General features: G+C 65.9%; 14 protein-coding genes and 3 rRNA genes. All 17 read left to right on the forward strand.

Annotated elements, in window-relative coordinates; genetic code table 11:
• Window positions 1-54: 54 nt before the first annotated feature.
• Window positions 55-516: a hypothetical protein gene (locus EL338_RS10480; protein WP_126333702.1), complete on the forward strand. Its 462-nt coding sequence runs from the start codon at window positions 55-57 to the stop codon at window positions 514-516.
• 3 nt (window positions 517-519) lie between these two features.
• Entirely contained in the window at window positions 520-723 is a 204-nt protein-coding gene (locus EL338_RS10485; protein ID WP_126333703.1) for a Trm112 family protein, read from the forward strand.
• Between the two features lie 43 nt (window positions 724-766).
• On the forward strand, window positions 767-1375 hold the full coding sequence (locus EL338_RS10490; RefSeq protein ID WP_126333704.1) for a DNA-3-methyladenine glycosylase: 609 nt from the start codon (window positions 767-769) through the stop codon (window positions 1373-1375).
• 29 nt (window positions 1376-1404) lie between these two features.
• A complete protein-coding gene (tyrS, locus tag EL338_RS10495; RefSeq protein WP_126333705.1) occupies window positions 1405-2679 on the forward strand; it encodes a tyrosine--tRNA ligase in 1275 nt (424 codons plus the stop codon).
• A 388-nt stretch (window positions 2680-3067) separates the two neighbouring features.
• Window positions 3068-4586, forward strand: a 16S ribosomal RNA gene (locus EL338_RS10500).
• A 393-nt stretch (window positions 4587-4979) separates the two neighbouring features.
• Window positions 4980-8093 (forward strand): 23S ribosomal RNA (locus EL338_RS10505).
• Window positions 8094-8298: 205 nt separating this feature from the next.
• A 5S ribosomal RNA gene (rrf, locus tag EL338_RS10510) occupies window positions 8299-8412 on the forward strand.
• The 16S, 23S and 5S rRNA genes sit together here, the layout of an rRNA operon.
• A gap of 207 nt (window positions 8413-8619) precedes the next feature.
• Window positions 8620-9462 (forward strand): tetratricopeptide repeat protein, encoded by an 843-nt coding sequence (locus EL338_RS10515; protein ID WP_126333706.1) that lies wholly within the window; start codon window positions 8620-8622, stop codon window positions 9460-9462.
• A gap of 1 nt (window position 9463) precedes the next feature.
• The gene (locus tag EL338_RS10520; protein WP_126333707.1) at window positions 9464-10480 is read left to right on the forward strand and encodes an HAD-IIA family hydrolase; all 1017 of its coding nucleotides are present in this window, start codon (window positions 9464-9466) and stop codon (window positions 10478-10480) included.
• A gap of 13 nt (window positions 10481-10493) precedes the next feature.
• A complete protein-coding gene (locus EL338_RS10525) occupies window positions 10494-10679 on the forward strand; it encodes a hypothetical protein (RefSeq protein WP_126333708.1) in 186 nt (61 codons plus the stop codon).
• A 7-nt stretch (window positions 10680-10686) separates the two neighbouring features.
• Complete coding sequence (locus EL338_RS10530) at window positions 10687-11496, forward strand: TlyA family RNA methyltransferase (RefSeq protein WP_126333709.1); 810 nt, start codon at window positions 10687-10689, stop codon at window positions 11494-11496.
• Window positions 11493-12416, forward strand: a complete 924-nt coding sequence (locus EL338_RS10535) for an NAD kinase (protein ID WP_126333710.1) — start codon at window positions 11493-11495, stop codon at window positions 12414-12416. The genes EL338_RS10530 and EL338_RS10535 overlap by 4 nt, the downstream gene beginning before the upstream one ends.
• Before the next feature lie 3 nt (window positions 12417-12419).
• Window positions 12420-14183, forward strand: a complete 1764-nt coding sequence (gene recN / locus EL338_RS10540; protein ID WP_126333711.1) for a DNA repair protein RecN — start codon at window positions 12420-12422, stop codon at window positions 14181-14183.
• Between the two features lie 121 nt (window positions 14184-14304).
• On the forward strand, window positions 14305-15489 hold the full coding sequence (gene steA / locus EL338_RS10545; protein WP_126333712.1) for a putative cytokinetic ring protein SteA: 1185 nt from the start codon (window positions 14305-14307) through the stop codon (window positions 15487-15489).
• 1 nt (window position 15490) lies between these two features.
• Complete coding sequence (locus EL338_RS10550; RefSeq protein ID WP_126333713.1) at window positions 15491-16432, forward strand: copper transporter; 942 nt, start codon at window positions 15491-15493, stop codon at window positions 16430-16432.
• 113 nt (window positions 16433-16545) lie between these two features.
• Window positions 16546-18303: a CTP synthase gene (pyrG, locus tag EL338_RS10555; protein ID WP_126333714.1), complete on the forward strand. Its 1758-nt coding sequence runs from the start codon at window positions 16546-16548 to the stop codon at window positions 18301-18303.
• Complete coding sequence (locus tag EL338_RS10560) at window positions 18296-18913, forward strand: NUDIX domain-containing protein (RefSeq protein ID WP_126333715.1); 618 nt, start codon at window positions 18296-18298, stop codon at window positions 18911-18913. The genes pyrG and EL338_RS10560 overlap by 8 nt, the downstream gene beginning before the upstream one ends.
• The last annotated feature ends 1 nt before the right edge of the window (window position 18914 follow it).

Here is an 18914-nt window from a genome sequence, read left to right on the forward strand (position 1 = left end):
CTCGGCGACGACAGCGCTGTTAGGCTCCCGATGACATTCTTTCGGAGGAATCGCATGACTGGACAGAAGACATCTCGCTGGCGTCGCGCCGCGGTCATCGGGGTGACCAGCGTGGGATTGGCGCTCGGTTCCCTGGGCGCGGGGGCGGGCACCGCCAACGCCGACGTCCTCGACGAACTGGCCCAGCAGTACAGCACCGGCTCCGGCGCCGGCCTCGTCGCCAACCTGCTGCGCGCGTCACTGGAACTGCGGGCCAAGGGGTACAACCCGAAACCGGCCGACCTCGCCGCGATCAAGGCCGCCATGGACCGCGGCCCCAACCAGGCTCCGCTGGTGGAGGCGCTCAACGGGGCGCTGGCCAACCAGCGCAAGGCGCTGAGCCATGCCTCCGGTGGCCGGGGTCAGTCGCCCATCCAGGTCGGCATCATGCCCAACGACAACTGGAACAACCCCAACCCGATGGACCGCACCGGCGGCAACAACGGCAATCCCGTCTTCGAGATGCCGGGTCGATAACTCTTGGCGGCGCTCGACGAGAAGCTGCTGCAGATCCTGGTGTGTCCAGTCGATCGCGGCCCGTTGGTACACACCGACGACGTGCTCTACAACCCGCGACTGCGGCGCGCCTACCGCATCGACGAGGGCATCCCGGTGCTGCTCGCCGACGAGGCCCGGCAGGTCGAGGACGACGACGAGCACGCCAGGTTGGCGGGGTCTGCCTAGTTGTGTCTGTTGATTGCGGACGCGGTGCAGCACAATCGCAACCGTGAGTGTCGAGGACCTGATCACTGATCCGCAGGCCGCCGCCCGCCGATTGCTCGGCGCCACTGTTTTCACCCGGGACGCGGCCGCAGTGATTGTCGAGGTCGAGGCCTACGGCGGCGTTCCCGACGGGCCGTGGCCGGATCCGGCCGCGCATTCTTTTCGCGGACCCAACGCCCGCAACGACGTGATGTTCGGGCCGGCGGGTCGGCTCTACACCTATCGCAGCCACGGCATTCACGTGTGCGCGAACGTCGTGTGCGGTCCCGACGACACCGCCGCCGCGGTTCTGCTGCGGGCCGGGGTGATCACCGACGGGATCGCCGCGGCGCGGCGCCGGCGTGGGGACGTCGCCGACCGGGCGCTGGGCCGCGGCCCGGGGAATCTGTGCTCGGCGCTGGGAATCGCAATGTCCGACAACGGGGTCGACGTGTTCGACGCGGCCAGCCCGGTCCGACTGGAACTGGGGGACCCTGGGGACTCGGTCAGCGGTCCGCGGGTCGGCGTCAGCAAGGCCGCGGACCGGCCGTGGCGGTTCTGGCTGGCCGATCACCCGGAGGTTTCGGCGTATCGACGCAGCCCGCGGGCCCCGGCGACCGGCCTCAGCGACTGACGCCGCGGGCCGTGCGGGAAGATCGACCCATGGCTTCGATACTCGATGAGTTGGACTGGCGCGGATTGATCGCGCAGTCGACCGACCGTGATGCCCTTGCCCAACAGTTGGCGAACGGTCCGGTCACGGTCTATTCGGGCTTCGATCCCACCGGGCCCAGCCTGCACGCCGGACACCTGGTGCCGTTGTTGACGTTGCGGCGCTTCCAACAGGGCGGACACCGGCCCATCGTGCTGGCCGGCGGCGCCACCGGCATGATCGGTGACCCGCGCGACGCCGGCGAGCGCACCCTCAACGACGCCGACACCGTCGCCGACTGGGCCGGCCGCATCCGTGGTCAACTCGAGCGGTTCGTGGAGTTCGACGATTCACCCACCGGCGCCATCGTCGAGAACAACCTGGCGTGGACCGCCGAGTTGTCGGCCATCGAATTCCTGCGTGACCTCGGCAAGCACTTCTCGGTCAACGTCATGTTGGACCGCGACACGGTGCGACGCCGGCTCGACGGGGACGGGATCTCGTACACGGAGTTCAGCTACATGCTGCTGCAGGCCAACGACTACGTGGAACTGCACCGACGCTACGACTGTGGACTTCAGCTCGGCGGGTCCGATCAGTGGGGCAACATCATCGCCGGGGTCCGGTTGGTCCGCCAGAAGCTCGGTGCGACGGTGCACGCGTTGACGACGCCGCTGGTCACCGACTCCGAGGGCAAGAAGTTCGGCAAGTCCACCGGGGGCGGCAACCTGTGGTTGGACCCGGAGATGACCAGCCCGTATGCCTGGTACCAGTACTTCGTCAACACCGCCGACGCCGACGTGTTGCCCTATTTGCGTTGGTTCACTTTCTTGTCCGCCGAGGAGATCGCCGACCTCGAGCAGGCCACGGCCGAGCGTCCGCACGAACGCGCCGCCCAACGCCGGCTGGCCCAGGAGTTGACGACGCTGGTGCACGGGGAGGCGGCGACCGCCTCGGTGGAACTGGCCAGCCAGGCGCTGTTCGGCAGGGGAGAGCTGACCGAACTCGACGAGCCGACGTTGGCCGCGGCGCTCACCGAGGCGTCGGTGGCCGACCTCACACCCGACGGTCCGGATGGGATAGCCGACCTTTTGGTGGCCACCGGACTGTCCGCGAGCAAGGGCGCGGCCCGGCGCACGATCGCCGAGGGCGGGGTGTCGGTGAACAACATTCGGGTCGGCACCGACGACTGGGCGCCGCAATCCTCGGACTTTCTGTTCGGTCGGTGGCTGGTGCTGCGCCGCGGCAAGCGGAACGTGGCCGGCGTGCGGAAGGTCGGGAGTTGATCTTGAAGGTCCGAAAACCCCCTTCTACCAGCCGATTTGACTCCGAGTTTGCAAGCACGTAACTTATCTCTCGTCGCCGCGACACGGCCCCGCCGGAGAGCGCGACGGCTTCCCCGGGAATAACCTTGGATAACAGGGTGTTCCCACTAGTCCGCACTTGAAGTCGCGGCCTTTTGGCCGCGGGTTTTTTGCGCGGCCTGAGGGGTAGTCACAATCAGGTCTGTTGTTTGAGAACTCAATAGTGTGTTTGGTGGTTTTTGTTTGTTGTTTTTTGCCACGTTCTTTTTCCCGTTTAGGGCGTGGTTTTTTTGGATGCCAGTTTTTGGTGTCTTTTGTTTGTGATCGGATTTTTCTGATTGAATTCTGCCCAGTTTGGTCTGGGGGTTTTTGTTTGGAGAGTTTGATCCTGGCTCAGGACGAACGCTGGCGGCGTGCTTAACACATGCAAGTCGAACGGAAAGGCCCTTCGGGGTACTCGAGTGGCGAACGGGTGAGTAACACGTGGGTGATCTGCCCTGCACTTTGGGATAAGCCTGGGAAACTGGGTCTAATACCGAATATGATCATGGCCTTCATGGGTTGTGGTGGAAAGCTTTTGCGGTGTGGGATGGGCCCGCGGCCTATCAGCTTGTTGGTGGGGTAATGGCCTACCAAGGCGACGACGGGTAGCCGGCCTGAGAGGGTGACCGGCCACACTGGGACTGAGATACGGCCCAGACTCCTACGGGAGGCAGCAGTGGGGAATATTGCACAATGGGCGCAAGCCTGATGCAGCGACGCCGCGTGGGGGATGACGGCCTTCGGGTTGTAAACCTCTTTCAGTCACGACGAAGCGCAAGTGACGGTAGTGACAGAAGAAGCACCGGCCAACTACGTGCCAGCAGCCGCGGTAATACGTAGGGTGCGAGCGTTGTCCGGAATTACTGGGCGTAAAGAGCTCGTAGGTGGTTTGTCGCGTTGTCCGTGAAAACTCACAACTCAATTGTGGGCGTGCGGGCGATACGGGCAGACTAGAGTACTGCAGGGGAGACTGGAATTCCTGGTGTAGCGGTGGAATGCGCAGATATCAGGAGGAACACCGGTGGCGAAGGCGGGTCTCTGGGCAGTAACTGACGCTGAGGAGCGAAAGCGTGGGGAGCGAACAGGATTAGATACCCTGGTAGTCCACGCCGTAAACGGTGGGTACTAGGTGTGGGTTTCCTTCCTTGGGATCCGTGCCGTAGCTAACGCATTAAGTACCCCGCCTGGGGAGTACGGCCGCAAGGCTAAAACTCAAAGGAATTGACGGGGGCCCGCACAAGCGGCGGAGCATGTGGATTAATTCGATGCAACGCGAAGAACCTTACCTGGGTTTGACATGCACAGGACGCCGGCAGAGATGTCGGTTCCCTTGTGGCCTGTGTGCAGGTGGTGCATGGCTGTCGTCAGCTCGTGTCGTGAGATGTTGGGTTAAGTCCCGCAACGAGCGCAACCCTTGTCTCATGTTGCCAGCACGTTATGGTGGGGACTCGTGAGAGACTGCCGGGGTCAACTCGGAGGAAGGTGGGGATGACGTCAAGTCATCATGCCCCTTATGTCCAGGGCTTCACACATGCTACAATGGCCGGTACAAAGGGCTGCGATGCCGTGAGGTGGAGCGAATCCTTTCAAAGCCGGTCTCAGTTCGGATCGGGGTCTGCAACTCGACCCCGTGAAGTCGGAGTCGCTAGTAATCGCAGATCAGCAACGCTGCGGTGAATACGTTCCCGGGCCTTGTACACACCGCCCGTCACGTCATGAAAGTCGGTAACACCCGAAGCCAGTGGCCTAACCCGTAAGGGAGGGAGCTGTCGAAGGTGGGATCGGCGATTGGGACGAAGTCGTAACAAGGTAGCCGTACCGGAAGGTGCGGCTGGATCACCTCCTTTCTAAGGAGCACCACGAGACTCGGGCCCGCCCACATCGTGTGGGGGTTCGGTGACCTGAGCGATTCGTTGGATGGCCTCTTGCCTGTAGTGGGTGGGGGTCTGGTGCAACAACAAACAATGCAGTCATGGACCGGGAAGCAACCTTTTGGGGTTGTTGTTCGTGATGCTGCCAGACACACTGTTGGGTCCTGAGGCAACAGGCCCGTTTTTCTCTGGCCCCTGTGTGGGGTGGGAGGCGTGTTGTCGCTCCATCTTGGTGGTGGGGTGTGGTGTTTGATTTGTGGATAGTGGTTGCGAGCATCAGGCCGCACAACGGTTCTCACTCTTTGGGGTGGGGGTTGGGTGTGTGGTTTGTTGTGGTGTAATTTCTGATTTTTCTTTTGGTTTTTGTGTTTGTAAGTGTTTAAGGGCGCATGGTGGATGCCTTGGCACTGGGAGCCGATGAAGGACGTAGGAGGCTGCGATAAGCCTCGGGGAGCTGTCAACCGAGCGTGGATCCGAGGATGTCCGAATGGGGAAACCCGGCACGAGTGATGTCGTGTCACCCGTCACTGAATTCATAGGTGGCGGGGGGGAACGCGGGGAAGTGAAACATCTCAGTACCCGTAGGAAGAGAAAACAATTGTGATTCCGTGAGTAGTGGCGAGCGAAAGCGGAGGAGGCTAAACCGTGTGCATGTGATACCCGGCGGGGGTTGTGTGTGCGGTGTTGTGGGGCGTTTCTTCTCAGGTCCGCCGGCCTGGGCGACAGTCAGAAAAGTGTGTGTTAGTCGAAGTGGTCTGGGATGGCCTGCCGTAGAGGGTGAGAGTCCTGTAGGCGAAAACATGCACTCTGTTGTGGAATGTTCCCCGAGTAGCAGCGGGCCCGTGGAATCTGCTGTGAATCTGCCGGGACCACCCGGTAAGCCTGAATACTTCTCAGTGACCGATAGCGGATTAGTACCGTGAGGGAATGGTGAAAAGTACCCCGGGAGGGGAGTGAAATAGTACCTGAAACCGTGCGCTTACAATCCGTCAGAGCCCTCGTTTTACGTGGGGTGATGGCGTGCCTTTTGAAGAATGAGCCTGCGAGTCAGGGACATGTCGCGAGGTTAACCCGGGTGGGGTAGCCGTAGCGAAAGCGAGTCTGAATAGGGCGTATCCCCGTGAGGGGTGTAGTGGCGTGTTCTGGACCCGAAGCGGAGTGATCTACCCATGGCCAGGGTGAAGCAGCAGTAAGATGTTGTGGAGGCCCGAACCCACTTAGGTTGAAGACTGAGGGGATGAGTTGTGGGTAGGGGTGAAAGGCCAATCAAACTCCGTGATAGCTGGTTCTCCCCGAAATGCATTTAGGTGCAGCGTTACATGTTTCTTGTTGGAGGTAGAGCTACTGGATGGCCGATGGGCCCTACTAGGTTACTGACGTCAGCCAAACTCCGAATGCCGACAAGTTGAAGTGTGGCAGTGAGACGGCGGGGGATAAGCTCCGTGCGTCGAGAGGGAAACAGCCCAGATCGCCGGCTAAGGCCCCTAAGCGTGTGCTAAGTGGAAAAGGATGTGCAGTCGCGAAGACAACCAGGAGGTTGGCTTAGAAGCAGCCACCCTTGAAAGAGTGCGTAATAGCTCACTGGTCAAGTGATTGTGCGCCGATAATGTAGCGGGGCTCAAGCACACCGCCGAAGCCGCGGCATCGAACTTGTTCGATGGGTAGGGGAGCGTCCTGCATCCAGTGAAGCAGCCGGGTGACCGTGTTGTGGAGGGTGTGGGAGTGAGAATGCAGGCATGAGTAGCGATAAGGCAAGTGAGAACCTTGCCCGCCGAAAGACCAAGGGTTCCTGGGCCAGGCCAGTCCGCCCAGGGTGAGTCGGGACCTAAGGCGAGGCCGACAGGCGTAGTCGATGGACAACGGGTTGATATTCCCGTACCCGTGTATGAGCGTCCCTGATGAATCACCGGTACTAACCGCCCAAAAGGTGGCAGATCTGATCCTTCGGGAAAGGACTGTTGCCGGCTGCGCGGGACCTTCGGTGGTAGTAGTCAAGCGATGGGGTGACGCAGGAAGGTAGCCGTACCAGTCAGTGGTAATACTGGGGCAAGCCTGTAGGACGAGTGATAGGCAAATCCGTCACTCATATGTCTGAGAGGTGATGCATAGCCGATTGAGGCGAATTCGGTGATCCTATGCTGTCGAGAAAAGCCTCTAGCGAGTCCGTACACGGCCCGTACCCCAAACCAACACAGGTGGTCAGGTAGAGAATACTAAGGCGTACGAGTGAACTATGGTTAAGGAACTCGGCAAAATACCCCCGTAACTTCGGGAGAAGGGGGACCCACATGGCGTGATCCATCTTCGCGGTGGTGAGCGTGAGTGGGTGGCACAAACCAGTGAGAAGCGACTGTTTACTAAAAACACAGGTCCGTGCGAAGTCGCAAGACGATGTATACGGACTGACGCCTGCCCGGTGCTGGAAGGTTAAGAGGACCTGTTAACCCTTTCGGGGGTGAAGCGGAGAATTTAAGCCCCAGTAAACGGCGGTGGTAACTATAACCATCCTAAGGTAGCGAAATTCCTTGTCGGGTAAGTTCCGACCTGCACGAATGGCGTAACGACTTCTCAACTGTCTCAACCATAGACTCGGCGAAATTGCACTACGAGTAAAGATGCTCGTTACGCGCGGCAGGACGAAAAGACCCCGGGACCTTCACTATAGCTTGGTATTGATGTTCGATTCGGTTTGTGTAGGATAGGTGGGAGACTGTGAAGCAGTAACGCCAGTTATTGTGGAGTCGTTGTTGAAATACCACTCTGGTCGTATTGGACCTCTAACCTCGAACCGTATATCCGGTTCAGGGACAGTGCCTGGTGGGTAGTTTAACTGGGGCGGTTGCCTCCTAAAATGTAACGGAGGCGCCCAAAGGTTCCCTCAACCTGGATGGCAATCAGGTGTTGAGTGCAAGTGCACAAGGGAGCTTGACTGTGAGACGTACAGGTCAAGCAGGGACGAAAGTCGGGACTAGTGATCCGGCACCCCCGAGTGGAAGGGGTGTCGCTCAACGGATAAAAGGTACCCCGGGGATAACAGGCTGATCTTCCCCAAGAGTCCATATCGACGGGATGGTTTGGCACCTCGATGTCGGCTCGTCGCATCCTGGGGCTGGAGCAGGTCCCAAGGGTTGGGCTGTTCGCCCATTAAAGCGGCACGCGAGCTGGGTTTAGAACGTCGTGAGACAGTTCGGTCTCTATCCGCCGCGCGCGTCAGAAACTTGAGGAAATCTGTCCCTAGTACGAGAGGACCGGGACGGACGAACCTCTGGTGCACCAGTTGTCCCACCAGGGGCACGGCTGGATAGCCACGTTCGGACAGGATAACCGCTGAAAGCATCTAAGCGGGAAACCCCTTCCAAGACCAGGTTTCTCACCCTCTAGGAGGGATAAGGCCCCCCGCAGACCACGGGATTGATAGACCAGACCTAGAAGCACAGCAATGTGTGCAGGGAACTGGCACTAACCGGCCGAAAACTTACCAACAACCCCACCCCTCGTGGGGAACAAAAACTGTTCGGTAAACACCACGCGTCTCGCAACCACAACCCACGAATGCAACAAACATTGCATCCCACCACCAAAAACACCTTTCTTGGTGAACACGGTGCCCCCGACCACGGGACCCCGCCCCACACAACAAGGGGCGACCCCACACGGAACAGGCCGGCACCACACAAGAAAATAGAGTTACGGCGGACATAGCGACAGGGAAACGCCCGGACCCATCCCGAACCCGGAAGCTAAGCCTGCCAGCGCCGATGATACTACCCAACACGGGTGGAAAAGTAGGACACCGCCGAACACACACAATAGAAACACCCCCCACCAACCGTGGGGGGCGTTTCTATTTGTACGGCATTTGTACGGCAATTGCATTTGTCCATTTGACGCTCGGAATGGTTTATCTGGCGAACAATTGTCCGTCTTTCCCTTCGCGATTCCCGGCGAATCGTTGCCGGGCGTACTCGGGCCGTATCCTGAGTGAATATCTCGTAGCGAAAGGTTCCCAGTGGTCGACAACAGGCAGGGCGGCGAACAGCGCCCAGCACGCGGCGGCGGTCCGCGCCGCGATCAACGTGGTGGTCAGCGGCGTCAGGCGCCGGCCCGCTCGGGTCCCAATCGCGCTCGCCGGGCACAGCCGCAGTCCGGGCCCGGCGGACCGCGTAGCGAGGGTGGCGACGCCGACCGCGGTCGCGGCCCGACGATCCCGCCCGAGATCGACGCCAAGCAGCTGGCGCCGGATGTCCGGCGCGAACTGACCACGTTGGATAAAACCACGGCCGACACGATCGCCCGCCACCTGGTGGCCGCCGGCGAACTCATCGACGAGGACCCTGAGGCCGCACTGGCGCACGCCCAGGCCGCCCGGACCCGTTCGGGCCGCATCGCGGCGATCCGCGAGGCTGTCGGTATCGCCGCCTACCGCTGCGGCGACTGGGCCCAGGCCCTGGCCGAACTGCGCGCTGCCCGTCGAATGGGCAGCAAGTCGGTGCTGCTGCCCCTGATCGCCGATTGTGAACGCGGCGTGGGGCGCCCGGAACGGGCCATCGAACTGGCCCGCAGCCCGGAGGCGGCGGCCCTGGAGGGCGACGACGCCGACGAATTGCGCATCGTGGCCGCCGGCGCCCGCGCCGACCTCGGCCAGCTCGAGCAGGCGCTGGCGGTGCTGGCGTCACCGGCGCCCGACCCGTCGCGCACCGGCCAGACCGCCGCGCGGCTGTTCTACGCCTACGCCGAGGCGCTGTTGGCCCTGGACCGCAAGGACGAAGCGCTGCAGTGGTTCCTGCACTCCGGCCGCGCCGACGTCGACGGCGTCACCGACGCCGAAGAGCGGGTCAGCGAGCTCGCCTGACGTGACCACGCTCGCCCATACCCACGACTGCCTGTTGCTCGACCTCGACGGCACCGTGTTCCGCGGTCACGCCCCCACCGAGGACTCGCTGGAAGCGCTGGCCGCGGCCACCGCGCGGCAGCTCTACGTCACGAACAACGCCTCGCGCAGCGCCGACGAGGTCGCCGCGCACCTTCGGGAACTCGGCTTCGTCGCCGCCGCCGCCGACGACGTGGTGACCAGTGCGCAGAGCGCCGCCGGCCTGCTGGCCCAACAACTACCCGCCGGGGCGCATGTGCTCGTCGTCGGCACCGAGGCGCTGGCCGACGAGATCAGCGCGGTGGGTCTGATCCCGGTGCGCAGCTTCGCCGAGGACCCCGTGGCCGTCGTGCAGGGGCACTCGGTGGACACCGGCTGGGCCGTGCTGGCCGAGGCCGCGCTGGCCATCCGCGCGGGGGCGCTGTGGGTCGCGGCCAACGTCGACAAGACCCTGCCCTCGGAGCGCGGCCTGCTGCCGGGCAACGGATCGATGGTGGCGGCCCTGCGCACCGCCACCGACGCCGTCCCGCAGGTGGCGGGCAAGCCGGCCCCGACGTTGATGGCAGATGCGTTGTCCCGCGGGCAGTTCCGGACCCCACTGGTGGTCGGCGACCGCCTGGATACCGACATCGCCGGCGCCAACGCCGCCGGGCTGCCCAGCCTGATGGTGCTCACCGGGGTGAGCACCGCACGCGAGGCGGTGCACGCGATCCCCGCCGAGCGGCCGAGCTTCATCGCCGAGACCCTGGCGGGCCTGCACGGCCAGGCCGAGCGGCTGTCGATGAGTGCCCAGCCGGCCTGGCGGGTCACCCACGCCGACGGCGTCGCGACGGTCCACGCGGCCGGCCACGACGACAGCGCCGACGGGCTGGGCGTCGTGCGCGCCACCGCGCGAGCGATCTGGGACGCCGGGCTCGACGGGGTCCGCGTCGCCGCGGGCGACGACACCGCGGCGGTCGCCCTGCGGCGCTGGGCGCTGTTGGACGAGGCCATCGACTAGCGTAGGGGCCGAAATGGCTACCGACCCGAACGAGATCCGCGCGCAGATCGACGAGTTGCTCGCCGCCCTGCCGCCCGCCGACCTCGGTGACGAGACCACCGGCCACGGTGCCGAGGTAGACATCGACGAGATCGCGCGTCGCCTCGAGGAGGCCCACGACGTGCTGGTCCGGGCGCTGGAATCCGTGGAGAAGGGCTGAACGCAGCGTGGCGCGGCGTATGCGAGTGGACGCCGAGCTGGTCCGGCGGGGACTGGCGCGGTCCCGTCAACAGGCCGCCGAACTGATCGGCGCCGGGCGGGTCAGCATCGACGGGATGCCCGCGTCCAAGCCCGCCACCGCCGTCACCGCCGACACCACCCTCAAGGTCGCCGACGCGGGGGAACGGACCTGGGTGTCCCGCGGCGCGCACAAACTCATCGGTGCCCTCGACGCGTTCGGGATCGACGTCGCGGGCCGACGCTGCCTGGACGCCGGCGCCTCCACCGGCGGCTTCACCGAGGTACTGCTGGACCGCGGGGCCCGCGAAGTGGTGGCCGTCGACGTCGGCTACGGCCAGCTGGCCTGGTCATTGCGCTCCGATGAGCGCGTCGTCGTCATCGAACGCACCAACGTGCGCGAACTGACGCCGGAGATGATCGGCGGCAACGTGGATCTCGTCGTCGCGGACCTGTCCTTCATCTCGCTGGGCACCGTGTTGCCCGCACTCGCCGCGTGCGCGTCGAAGGACGCCGATATCGTTCCCATGGTGAAGCCACAGTTCGAGGTCGGCAAGGGCCAGGTGGGCGCCGGCGGGGTGGTGCAGGACCCCGCCCTGCGCACCAGCGCCGTGCTCTCGGTGGCGCGCCGGGCCGCCGAACTGAACTGGTACACCATGGCCGCGGTGGCCAGCCCGCTGCCCGGCCCGTCGGGCAATGTGGAGTACTTCCTGTGGTTGCGGTCCGACCCCGACCGCGCCGTGCACGATGAGCAATTGGAAGCCGCCATCGCGCGGTCGGTCGATGAAGGGCCGCAATGACCTCTGAACGAACCGTCCTGCTGGTCGTCCACACCGGCCGAGAGAGTGCCACCGAGGTGGCCCGCCATGTGGAGAAGATGCTGGGCGACAACGGAATTGCGCTCCGCGTGCTCTCTGCCGAGGCTGTCGACCGAGGCACGTTGCGGTTAGCGCCGGAGGACATGCGCGCCCGGGGTGTGGAGATCGACGTCGTCGACGCCGACGAGAACGCCGCCAAGGGCTGCGAGCTGGTGATGGTCCTCGGCGGTGACGGAACATTTTTGCGGGCAGCCGAATTGGCGCGCAACGCCGACATCCCGGTGCTGGGCGTCAACCTCGGAAGGATCGGGTTCCTGGCCGAGGCGGAGGCCGACGCCATCGACGCCGTGCTCGACCACGTGATCAACCGCGTCTACCGCGTGGAGACGCGGATGACGCTGGACATCGTCGTCACCGTCGGCGGTGAGGTCATCAACCGCGGCTGGGCATTGAACGAGGCCAGCCTGGAGAAACGTCCGCGCCTCGGGGTGCTCGGCGTCGTGGTCGAGGTCGACGGGCGCCCGGTGTCGGCGTTCGGCTGCGACGGCGTGCTGGTCTCGACGCCGACCGGGTCGACGGCCTACGCATTCTCCGCCGGCGGCCCCGTGCTGTGGCCCGACCTGGAGGCAATCCTGGTGGTGCCCAACAACGCCCACGCCCTGTTCGCCCGGCCGATGGTCACCAGTCCCGCGGCCAAGATCGCGGTGGAACTCGAGCCCGACGGGCATGACGCGCTGGTGTTCTGTGACGGGCGCCGGGAGATGCCGCTGCCCGCCGGCAGCCGCCTGGAGGTGACCCGATCGGCCAAGCCGGTCAAGTGGATTCGCCTGGACAGCGCGCCGTTCACCGACCGCCTGGTCCGCAAGTTCCGGCTGCCGGTCACCGGCTGGCGGGGGAAGTAGCCCGTGCTCTCCGAAATCCGAATCGAATCGCTGGGCGCCATCAAGGCCGCCGACGCGGAGTTCGATCGCGGCCTCACGGTGCTGACCGGTGAGACCGGCACCGGCAAGACCATGGTGGTGACCGGGCTGCACCTGCTCGGCGGGGCGCGCGCGGACGCCAACCGGGTGCGTTCCGGGGCCACCCGCGCGGTGGTGGAGGGTCGCTTCAGCACCACCGACGTCGGCGACGGGCTGGGCGGCCAGATCGACGAGATCCTCGATGCCTCGGGCGCCGAGCGCGACGAGGACGGCAGCGTGATCGCGTTGCGCTCGGTCAGCCGCGACGGGCCGTCGCGGGCCTATCTCGGCGGGCGCAGCGTGCCGGCGAAATCGCTGAGCACGTTCACCACCCAGTTGCTCACCCTGCACGGGCAGAACGACCAGCTGCGGCTGATGCGCTCCGAGGAGCAGCGCGCCGCACTGGACCGCTTCGCCGAGGTGGCCGACGCGCTGCGGCGCTACCGGGGGCTGCGCGAGGAGTGGTTGCAGGCCCGCCGCGATCTGGCCGAGCGGACCAACAGCGCCCGCGAACTGGCCCAGGAATCCGACCGGTTGCTCTTCGCCCTGGAAGAGATCGACGGCGTCGACCCGAACCCGGGCGAGGACGAGGCACTGGTCGCTGAGATCAAGCGGCTCTCCGAACTCGACGCGCTGCGCGAATCGGCGACCACCGCGCGGATGTCGCTGGCCGGTGGCGACGACGCCGACGGCGCGGAGATCGCCGCCTCGGCGGCCCAACTCGTCGCGCAGGCCAAGGCCGCGCTGGAAGCCACCGACGACGCGACGCTGCAGGGGCTGGGCCGTCAGCTCACCGACGCGTTGACCGTGGTCGAGGATGTGGCCCGCGAGGTGGGCGGGTATCTGGGCGAGCTGCCCTCGGATGCCAGCACCCTGGAGACCAAGCTGGCGCGGCAGGCCGAGTTGCGGACGTTGACCCGCAAGTACGCCCCCGACATCGACGGGGTGCTGGCGTGGGCCGACCAGGCGCGGGAGCGCCTGTCGCAACTCGATGTCTCCGAGGAGGCCCTGGCCGGGCTGCAACAGCGGGTCGACGAGCGGGCCGCCCGTCTGGCCGACGTCGCCACCGCACTGACCCGCACCCGGACCAAGGCCGCCAAGCGACTGGCCAAGGCCGTCACCGCCGAACTGGCCGGGCTGGCGATGGCGCAGGCGGAGTTCACCATCGACGTGGTGCCGATGCCCGCCGGGGCCGACGATTCGGCGCCGCTGACGCTGGCCTCCGGTCAGACCGTGCACGCCGGCTCGGCCGGGGTGGACGCCGTCGAGTTCGGCTTCACCGCGCACCGCGGCAGCACCGTGCTGCCGCTGACCAAGAGCGCCTCCGGCGGCGAACTCTCCCGGGTCATGCTGGCCCTGGAGGTGGTGCTGTCCGCCTCGGCCGAGGGCACCACGATGGTGTTCGACGAGGTCGACGCCGGGGTCGGCGGCCGGGCGGCGGTGCAGATCGGTCGGCGACTGGCGCGGCTGGCTCGCACGCATCAGGTCATCGTCGTCACGCACCTGCCGCAGGTCGCGGCCTACGCCGACACCCACCTGGTGGTCGATGCGCTCGCGCGGGACGGCTCCAGCCGGGTCCGGCGCCTCGACGACGACGAGCGGGTGGCCGAACTGGCGCGGATGCTGGCCGGGCTGGGGGAGTCCGACACCGGTCGCGCCCACGCGCGTGAGCTGCTCGAGGCCGCCCAGCAGGACCGGGTGCCCGGGTGAGCCCGGCATAGCAGCCCAAGCTCTCGATTCTGTTGCAGATGTGACGCAATGTGACTTCTGAGGCGGAAGTTACGGCGCGCCTCCCCGGCTCAGCCGCCATTGACCGACAGAATCGGCTGCCATGAGGATGGCAGCGCTTCTCTCTCGTAACAGCAGTTCTCGACCCGGTGTGGTGGGCACGGCGCGGGTGGACCGCGACATCGACCGTCTGCTGCGCCGGGTGGAGCCCGGCGACATCGTGGTGCTCGACGTGCTGGACCTGGACCGGGTCACCGCCGACGCCCTGATCGAGGCCAACATCGCCGGGGTGGTCAATGCCTCGCCGTCGATCTCGGGCCGCTATCCCAACCTCGGGCCCGAAGTCCTGGTGACCAACGGCATCGCGCTCATCGACGAGACCGGCCCCGAGGTCTTCAAGAAGGTCAAGGACGGCGCCCGGATCCGCCTGCACAACGGCGGGGTGTACTCCGGGGACCGCCGCCTGATCCTGGGCGTCGAACGCACCGACGAAGAGATCGTCGACAAGATGCACGAGGCCAAGAGCGGGTTGGTCAGCCATCTGGAGGCGTTCGCCGGCAACACCATCGAGTTCATCCGCAGCGAGAGCCCGCTGCTGATCGACGGCATCGGCATCCCCGACATCGACGTGGACCTGCGCCGGCGGCACGTGGTCGTGGTGGCCGAGGAGCCCAACGCCGCCGACGACCTCAAGGGCCTCAAGCCGTTCATCAAGGAGTATCAGCCCGTCCTCATCGGGGTGGGCAGCGGCGCCGATCTGCTGCGCAAGGCCGGCTACCGGCCCCAGTTGATCGTCGGCGACCCCGAGCAGATGAGCGCCGAGGTGCTCAAGAGCGGTGCGCAGGTGGTGCTGCCGGCCGACGCCGACGGCCACGCGCCCGGGCTCGAGCGCATCCAGGATCTCGGCGTGGGCGCGATGACGTTCCCGGCGGCCGGTTCGGCCGCCGACCTGGCCCTGCTGCTGGCCGACCACCACGGCGCCGCGCTGATCGTCACCGCGGGTCACACCGCCAGCATCGAGGAGTTCTTCGACCGCACCCGGCAGCAGAGCAACCCGTCGACCTTCCTGACCCGGCTCAAGGTGGGGCAGAAGCTGGTGGACGCCAAGGCGGTGGCCACGCTGTACCGCAGCCGGATCTCCGGCGGTTCGGTGGCGCTGCTGGTGCTGGCCATGCTGATCGCGGTGATCGTGGCGCTGTGGGTGTCCCGCACCGACACCGTAGTGCTGGAGTGGGTCACGCAGTACTGGAACCAGTTCACGCTGTGGGTGCAGGGCTGGGTGACCTAGCGTGATATCCCTTCGCTCACACGCCATTTCGCTGGCGGCGGTGTTCCTGGCGCTGGCGGTCGGGGTGGTGTTGGGCTCGGGTCTGCTCTCCGACACGTTGCTGTCGGGATTGCGCGAGGAGAAGCGCGATCTGCAGGGCCAGATCAACGCGCTGACCGATGACAAGAACGCACTAAACGAACGCCTGGGCGCCGCGAACGACTTCGACACCCAGGTGGCGCCCCGGATCGTCCGCGACGCCCTGGCGAACAAGTCGGTGGTGGTGTTCCGCACCCCCGACGCCAACGAGCACGACCTCGACGCGCTCAACCGGGTCATCGAGCAGGCCGGCGGCACGGTCACCGGCGGCATCGAACTCACCCAGGAATTCGTCGACGCCCACTCGGCCGAGAAGCTCAAGACCGTCGTCAACTCGTCGATCCTGCCCGCCGGCACGCAGTTGAGCACGACGCTGGTCGATCAGGGCTCCCAGGCCGGCGATCTATTGGGCATCACGATGCTGATCAACCGCGACCCCAAGGCGCCGCGGGTCGACGATCTGCAGCGCCAGACGGTGCTGGCCGCGCTGCGCGACACCGGGTTCCTGGCCTACTCCGGGGACAACGTCGGCGCGGCCGACACCGCGGTCATCGTCACCGGCGGACCGCTCGGCGACGACGCCGGCAACCAGGGCGCCACCGTCGCCCGGTTCGCCGCGGCGTTGGCCCCGCACGGGTCGGGCACGGTGCTGGCCGGTCGGCACGGTTCGGCGACCGGCACCGGGGCGGTGGCGGTGCTGCGCTCCGACAGCGGTCTGACCGCCGCGGTCAGCTCGGTCGACAACATCGATGCCGAATCCGGCCGCATCACGGCCGTGCTGGGGCTGCAGGACCTGATCAACGGCGCCAAGCCGGGCCAGTACGGCGTCGGCCAGGGCGCCACCGCGCTGACCGTCACCCAGTAGCGCAACAGGCCCACCCGGCGCGTCAGCAACGACTTCCGCGGGTCGGTGTTAAGGTGGACTTCCGTGGGTCAGCAGGCCCAGCTCGCCCTGCTCCATCACCACGGAGGTTGCACTTGCCATCGCTACGCAGGCATCCACACACCACGACAAAGCACCTGTTCGTCACCGGTGGTGTCGCGTCCTCGCTAGGTAAGGGGTTGACCGCCAGCAGCCTGGGTCAGCTGCTCACCGCGCGGGGACTGCAGGTCACGATGCAGAAGCTCGACCCGTATCTCAACGTCGATCCCGGCACCATGAACCCGTTCCAGCACGGTGAGGTGTTCGTGACCGAGGACGGCGCCGAAACCGACCTCGACGTGGGGCACTACGAGCGGTTCCTCGATCGCAACCTCTCGGGCTCGGCCAATGTCACCACCGGTCAGGTGTATTCGACGGTGATCGCCAAGGAGCGTCGCGGCGAATACCTCGGCGACACCGTGCAGGTGATCCCGCACATCACCGACGAGATCAAGAACCGCGTCCTGGAGATGGCCGACCCGGACGAGGACGGCAACCGCCCCGACGTGGTGATCACCGAAATCGGCGGCACGGTGGGCGATATCGAATCGCTGCCGTTCCTCGAGGCCGCCCGTCAGGTCCGCCACGAGGTGGGTCGGGACAACTGCTTCTTCCTACACGTATCGCTGGTGCCGTTCCTCAAGCCGTCCGGTGAGCTCAAGACCAAGCCGACCCAGCACTCGGTGGCGGCGCTGCGCAGCATCGGTATCTCGCCGGACGCGTTGATCCTGCGCTGCGACCGCGACGTCCCGGAAGGGCTGAAGAACAAGATCGCCCTGATGTGCGACGTCGACATCGACGGCGTGATCTCCACCCCGGACGCCCCGTCGATCTACGACATCCCCAAGGTGCTGCACCGCGAGGAACTCGACGCCTACGTGGTGCGCCGGCTGAACCTGCCGTTCCGCGACGTGGAGTGGACGCAGTGGAACGACCTGCTCGAGCGCGTCCACGAACCCCACGAGACGGTCCGGATTGCGTTGGTGGGCAAGTACATCGACCTGTCGGATGCCTACCTGTCGGTGGCCGAGGCGCTACGCGCCGGTGGCTTCAAACACCGGACCCGGGTGGAGATGGTTTGGGTGGCCTCCGACGACTGCGAGACCGACGCGGGCGCCGCGGCGGCCCTGGGCGACGTCGACGGGGTGCTGATCCCGGGTGGCTTCGGGATCCGCGGCATCGAGGGCAAGATCGGCGCGATCCGATACGCGCGTCACCGCGGCATCCCGCTGTTCGGTCTGTGCCTGGGCCTGCAGTGCATCGTCATCGAGGCCGCCCGCTCGGTGGGCCTGGCCGAGGCGAGTTCGGCGGAGTTCGAGCCCGACACGCCGGATCCCGTCATCGCGACCATGGCCGGCCAGGAGGAGATCGTCGCCGGTGAGGCCGACCTGGGCGGGACCATGCGGCTGGGCGCCTACCCCGCGGTGCTGCAAGAGGATTCGATCGTCGCCGAGGCCTACGGCACCGTGGATGTCTCCGAACGGCACCGGCATCGCTACGAGGTGAACAACGCCTACCGCGACAAGATCGCCGAGAGCGGCCTGCAGTTCTCCGGCACCTCGCCGGACGGCAAGCTGGTGGAGTTCGTCGAATACCCCCGCGACATCCACCCCTTCCTGGTGGGTACGCAGGCCCACCCCGAACTGAAGAGCCGGCCCACGCGCCCGCACCCCTTGTTCGCGGCGTTCATCGGCGCGGCAATGGATTACAAGGCCGCCGAGCGGCTTCCGGTGGAACTGCCGGAGCATCGATCCAACGGAGCCGAGCACGAGGATGCGGACCCGTTGATCCAAGAGCCCGCATCCCGTGGGTGAGCACGAGTTCGACACCGTCTCCAGCGAAACCCGGTTCACTGGAAAGATCTTCGCCGTGCGCGCCGACGAGGTGTCGATGCCCGGCGGCGCGGTGGCCCGCCGGGACGTCATCGAGCACTACGGCGCGGTCGCCGTCGTCGCACTCGACGACCGGGACAACGTCGTACTGGTGTACCAATACCGGCACGCGCTGGGCCGCCGGCTGTGGGAACTGCCCGCCGGACTGCTCGACGAACACGGCGAGGCGCCGCACCTGACCGCCGCGCGCGAACTCGTCGAGGAGGCCGGCCTGGCGGCGCGGGACTGGGCGGTGCTCGTCGACGTCGCCCCCACACCGGGTTTCACCGACGAGGCCGTGCGCATCTACCTCGCGACCGGCCTGTCGGAGGTGGACCGGCCCGAGGCCGCCCACGAGGAGGCCGACATGACGGTGGCCCGCGTCCCGCTGGCCGATGCCGTGGCCCGGGTGTTCTCCGGCGAGATCGTCAATTCCTCTGCGGTAGCGGGGATCCTGGCCGCCCACGCGGTACGCAACGGCCACGCCGAGACCCGGGCGGTCACGGTGGACTGGCCCGACCGGCCGTGGCGCTTCGCGGCGCGAGAGCGATAGG

The sequence above is a fragment of the Mycolicibacterium chitae genome (assembly GCF_900637205.1).
Lineage (GTDB): Bacteria > Actinomycetota > Actinomycetes > Mycobacteriales > Mycobacteriaceae > Mycobacterium > Mycobacterium chitae.